Genomic DNA, 3,528 nt, shown 5'->3' with positions numbered 1-3,528 from the left:
TAACACCCCGAAATCCGCTGGACCAGCGGAAATGGCGACGCCGAGAGTGGGTCGGGAAGTCCGAGTCCGTCCCGTCCCAGGAGGCGCCGATGTCCACCCTGCGTGTCACCGTCGAAGAGCTGACCGTCCACGACCACCCCGATGCCGATGCCCTGGAGCTGGCCCAGGTGGGCCTCTACCGCGCCGTCGTCGCGAAGGGGGCCTACCGCACCGGTGACCTGGCGCTCTACATACCCGAACAGGCGGTGCTCCCGGCCGCGCTGATCGAGGAGCTGGGGCTGACGGGCCGGCTGGCCGGCGGTTCCAAGGACCGGGTCAAGGCGGTCCGGCTGCGCGGGGAGCTCTCGCAGGGCCTGGTCTGCCGGCCCCGCGCCCTGGCCGGCGTGGACCTGGCCCTCGCCGCGAAGGAGGGCACCGACTTCGCGGAGGCGCTGGGCATCGTGAAGTGGTCCCCGCCCGTGCCCACCACGATGGACGGGGACGTCGAGCCGGCCCCCGACCTGCTGCCGTGGGTGGACATCGAGAACCTCCGGCGCTACCCGGGGATCTTCGAGGAGGGGGAGCCCGTCGTCCTGACGGAGAAACTCCACGGCACGGCCTGCCTGCTGACCTACCTGGCCGGGGAGGGGCGCGTCCTGGTCTCCTCCAAGGGGGTCGGCGCCAAGGGGCTGGCCCTCAAGGAGGACGGGCGCAACGTCTACTGGCGCGCGGTACGCGGCCACGGCGTGGCGGAGGTCGCGGCCCGGCTGGCCGAACGGCTGGGCGCGAGCCGCATCGGCCTCTTCGGCGAGGTCTACGGGGCCGGGGTGCAGGACCTGGCGTACGGGGTCCAGGCCGCGACGGCCGACGCGCCTCCCGGATACGCCGTCTTCGACGTGTCCGCCGAGATCGACGGCCAGGTGCGCTGGCTGGACCCGCGGGACGTGCTCCGGGACGGCGAACTCCCGCTGGTGCCCCGGCTCTTCGAGGGACCGTACGCCCTGGACGCGGTACTGGAGCTGGCGAGCGGCCGGGAGACCGTCTCCGGGCGCGGCCTGCACCTGCGCGAGGGGGTCGTCATCCGGCCGGCGGCCGAGCGGTACAGCCCCGTGACCGGCGGGCGGGCCATCGCGAAGGCCGTCAGCCCGGCCTACCTGACGCGCAAGGGCGGCACCGAGTACGAGTGACCGGGCGGCGTTGCGCTCGGCGGTGCGGGGGGCGTTCCGTGGTGGGATGGAGAAAAGGGGCGATTCCCACCGGTTCGGGCAGGCAGACGGAGAGGCCGCATCCATGTCGCAGGACACCGAAGGCACCATGCGGGCCATGGCGTACGGGACGTACGGCGGGACGGAGGTGCTCGCCGAGACCCGGCTGCCCGTGCCCAAGGTGGCCCCCGGCGAGGTCCTCGTCCGGGTCCGCTGCGCGGCGGTCAACCCGGTCGACTGGAAGATCATGTCGGGCGGGCTCGACGGCCTCATGGACACCGTGTTCCCCGTCGTCCCGGGCTGGGACGTGTCCGGCACCGTCGAGCGCGTCGGCATCGACGCCCCCGAGTTCGCGGTGGGCGACGCGGTCATGGGGTACGCCCGCAAGGACTGGGTGCACGGCGGCACCTTCGCCGAGTTCGTCAGCGTCCCCGTGCGCTGCCTCGCGGCCAAGCCCGTCTCCCTCGACTGGCGGCAGGCGGCGGGCCTGCCGCTGGCCGGCCTCACCGCCTACCAGCTGCTGACCCGCCTCGGCACCGGCCGCGGCGACACGGTCCTCGTCCACGGGGCGGCGGGCGGCGTCGGCACCCTCGGCGTGCAGATCGCCGCCGCCCTCGGCGCCCGGGTCATCGGCACCGCCTCCCCGCGCAACCACGACCGGCTGCGCGGCCTCGGCTGCGAACCCGTCGCCTACGGGGACGGCCTGACGGAACGCGTCCGCGCCCTTCGCCCCCGAGGCCGTCACCGTCGTCGCCGACTTCGTCGGGGGCGTCATCGACGTCACCCGCGCCGTCCTCGCCGAGGGCGGACGCCACGCCTCCTCCGCCGACCACACAGTCCTTGGGGGCGGGCGGCCAGTGGATGTGGGTCCGCCCCGTCTCGTGAGAACTCGCCGCCCTGGGCCGCCTCGCCGACGAGGGCCGCTAGGAGGTCACGGTCGCCGAGAGCTTCCCGCTCGCCGAAGTCGCGGCCGCCTTCGCCCTGAACCAGGAGGGCCACACCGCCGGCAAGATCATCATCGAGGTGTGAGCGCCGGCCGGGCGGCCTCCCTCACGGCAGGTCCGGCACCTCGCCCGACGCCGCCCAGCCGACCTCCACCCCCGGCAGTCCCGCCGCCCACGGCGCGGCCAGGGCCGCCAGCGCGGCCGCGTCCGGCGGGGTCGGGCCCAGCCCCACCGCGTAGCGGGCCAGGGTGGCGGTCCGCTCGAACGGGCGGGGCCAGGCGTGCGCGTCGGGGAGCCCGGCGAGCAGGGCCCGCAGCCGCCCCCGCGCCCGGCCCAGCCGCTCCTCGAACTCACCGGCCGCACCGGCCCGTACGGTCACCACCGCCCACGCCGCGTGCCGCCGGTGCAGCGGCGGCGGCGCCGTCAGCCGGCCGAGGCCGTCCGGATCCGCCTCCAGCACCTCCCACGCCCGGTACAGCTCCCGGACCAGCAGGTCCCGCATCCCGGGCCCCACCTGCGCGGTGCAGCTGCGCACCGGCGCCCGCGGCGTCAGGACCGTCACCGGATCCGGCGACGGGGAGCGGCCCGCCCCGTCCGCCGGGAGCAGGGACACCGGCTCGCTCCAGTCCCAGGCGGCCCACGTCCCGAAGAACTCCCGCCGCAGCCCGGCGGGGGAGAGGTCCGCGGCATCCCGGACCGCCTCCCGGACGGTCCGCGCCGCGAGGACCGCCCAGGCCAGCCCCGGCAGCCCGCCGAACGGCGCCGAGTCCAGCCCGCGCGCCCGAGCCCAGGCCTTCGCCTCCCGCGCCAGGGAGGCGAAGGCGGCGTGCGACGCGCCCACGGACTCCCGTACCGCGTCGGCGTCGTCGAGCGCGCTCAGCGCCACCGCCGCCGCCTCGCCGAGCTCCGCCCGCCGGGCCACCGCGAGCCCGGGGTCCAGCGCCCCGGCGCCCACCAGCACGAGGTCCACGTCCAGGCCGTACGCGTGCAGCCGCAGCCCCGGCACCCGGGCCCCCGTCACCTCCCGCAGCCGCCGCGCCCCCGGCAGCGCGGCCGCCACCCGCGCCCGCACCCCCGCGGCGTCCGCCGGCCCGGGCAGCACGGCCACCAGGTCCAGATCGGCGCCCGGCAGCGCGCAGCCCATGCGGCGCGAGCCCACCGTCCGCACCAGCCCTTCGGGAAGCGCGGCCGCGATCCGCGCGGCCACCTCCTCGGCCGCACCCGGCGCCTCGACGGGCGCCGCCGGAGCCTCGGGCCGGGGCAGCCGCACCGCACCGGTGCCCAGCTCCACCACCGCCCGCACCCCGCATCGGCCCGTCCTCGCGCCGGCGACAGCACGGCTCAGCTCCCCGACCCGGGGCCGTGCGCCCGCCCCGCCCGAGGCGCTCGGCGAACTCCCG

The 3,528-nt window shown here is 77.0% G+C and carries 2 protein-coding genes and 1 pseudogene; 2 read left to right on the top strand and 1 reads right to left on the bottom strand.

Translation table 11 applies throughout. The annotated features are described in order from the left end of the window. The first annotated feature begins 89 nt into the window (after nt 1-89). Nucleotides 90-1,166, top strand: coding sequence for an RNA ligase (ATP) (locus SSNG_RS03550; RefSeq protein ID WP_042800483.1), 1,077 nt, complete (start codon nt 90-92; stop codon nt 1,164-1,166). A gap of 127 nt (nt 1,167-1,293) precedes the next feature. Beyond that, nucleotides 1,294-2,213 (top strand): annotated as a pseudogene (locus SSNG_RS03545) (NADP-dependent oxidoreductase). Nucleotides 2,214-2,234: 21 nt separating this feature from the next. Here the strand turns inward: SSNG_RS03545 and SSNG_RS03540 are convergent. After that, nucleotides 2,235-3,528 (bottom strand): poly(A) polymerase (locus SSNG_RS03540; RefSeq protein ID WP_007262424.1); only part of this gene is annotated, 1,294 nt, incomplete at its 5' end.

Origin of the sequence: Streptomyces sp. C (assembly GCF_000158895.1) — a bacterium.
Lineage (GTDB): Bacteria > Actinomycetota > Actinomycetes > Streptomycetales > Streptomycetaceae > Streptomyces > Streptomyces racemochromogenes.
This window is presented reverse-complemented; position numbering and strand designations above follow the sequence as displayed.

Excerpts from the sequence above, each read along its gene's own strand:
- SSNG_RS03550 (WP_042800483.1), top strand. The coding sequence starts at position 90 with ATGTCCACCCTGCGTGTCACCGTCGAAGAGCTGACCGTCCACGACCAC.